The sequence below is a fragment of the Corynebacterium provencense genome, from assembly GCA_900049755.1.
In the GTDB taxonomy this organism is placed as follows: domain Bacteria; phylum Actinomycetota; class Actinomycetes; order Mycobacteriales; family Mycobacteriaceae; genus Corynebacterium; species Corynebacterium neomassiliense.
In genome coordinates this window covers 1-1404 of the sequence record LT160598.1, presented here as the reverse complement: position 1 = coordinate 1404, position 1404 = coordinate 1, and the positions used below count along the sequence as shown (strand labels likewise).

The following is a 1404-nucleotide window of genomic DNA, read 5'->3' as shown; positions in this document are numbered from 1 at the left end:
GCCCGGTCGCGCTCCTGCTCCCCCAGCCCGGCGGGCGGGCGCACCCCCGGCGGCAGCTCCACCGGGCCGAGTACCTCCGGGTCCCCGAGTTCCCCTGGCAGCACCAGCAGCTCACGGAGCTCCTCCACCGTCTCGTCGGTACCGTCCACCGCGACCAGCACCGTGGCCGGCGGAAAGCCAGCCGACCTGCGCTGCCCGAGTTCCTCCGCCGCCGACCTCTCCGGGTCCCAGCGGATCAGCGCCTGTGCCTCGGGCAGGTCGGTCCGGGCGACGACGAGCACCTCACCACCGTCCGCACGCGGGACGACCAGGCAGGACGCCTCCATCCACTGCCGCAGCGTCCCTTCCGACGCCCGCAGGTCGGCACGTCCGAGGGACAGCCACGGGTCGAGCAGTACCGCCGCACCGTAGCCACCTTCTGCCACCGGTTCGGCCCCGGGGGTCGCCACGACGATCCTCGGACCGGCCGGCACGTCCGCACGTACCCCGGTCCCCCCGGAGACGACCACCGGGACACCGGGGAACGCCCGGCCGAGCTCCTCGGCGGTCCGGTCGGTGCCGACCACGGTCATGCGCAGGTGGCGTCCCCCACAGGTGCCGCAGGTGAAGTTCATCTCCGGGGCACCGCACCAGCGGCACCTCGGAGGGGCGTCACCGTCGCTGCCCGGAGGCAGTTCCAGTGGCCCGTTGCACCGGCGGCACCGTGCCGGGGTTCGGCAGTCCCTGCAGGCCAGGGCAGGCGCATAGCCTCTTCTCGGCACCTGGACAAGCGCCGGACGCCCCGCATCCAGTGCTCCGCGGACCGCACGGAACCCGGCCGCGGGAACCCGGGCGTGGGCGGCGTGAGGGTCGTGGACGTCGTCGAGGGCGTGAATCCACGGCATGCGGGAGCGCAGGTGCCCCGGGTCCGGGCGGAGGGTCGGGCAGAATCCCTCCTCGACCCACTGCTGCACCTCGGCACTACGGTGGGGACCGCCCACGATGAAACCGCATCCCTCCAGCTCAGCGCGTAGTCTGAGGGTTTCTCTGGCGTGGATGTACGGGGCACGCGGGTCGACGAGCGACTCATCGGCTTCACCGGTGAGCATGATCAGCCGGAGACCGGGGACCGGGACGGTCGCAGCGGACCGGGTGCCCACCACGACACGCCCCTGGCCGGCCAGGATGCTGAGATATCGCCGGTACCGGGCGGAGGGGCCGACAGCCGCCGTCAGTTCGGTGATCTGCGCCGCGGAGAGGAACCGGCGCAGAGCCGTACGCAGCCGGTCCACGTCACGCTGGTCCGGGACGATGAGAAGGACACCACCCCCGGCCCAGGCCACGGCCGCGGCGAACTCGGCGGTGCGGCCGGCCCAGTCCTCCCCCGGGGTCCACAGCCATGACGCCGGCTCTTATACCCCTCTA

The 1404-nt window shown here is 73.1% G+C and carries 1 pseudogene; it reads right to left on the bottom strand.

The window, feature by feature from the left end:
* A pseudogene (locus BN3906_RS13700) lies at positions 1-1322 on the bottom strand (primosomal protein N'); the annotation flags it as partial.
* Positions 1323-1404 lie beyond the last annotated feature (82 nt).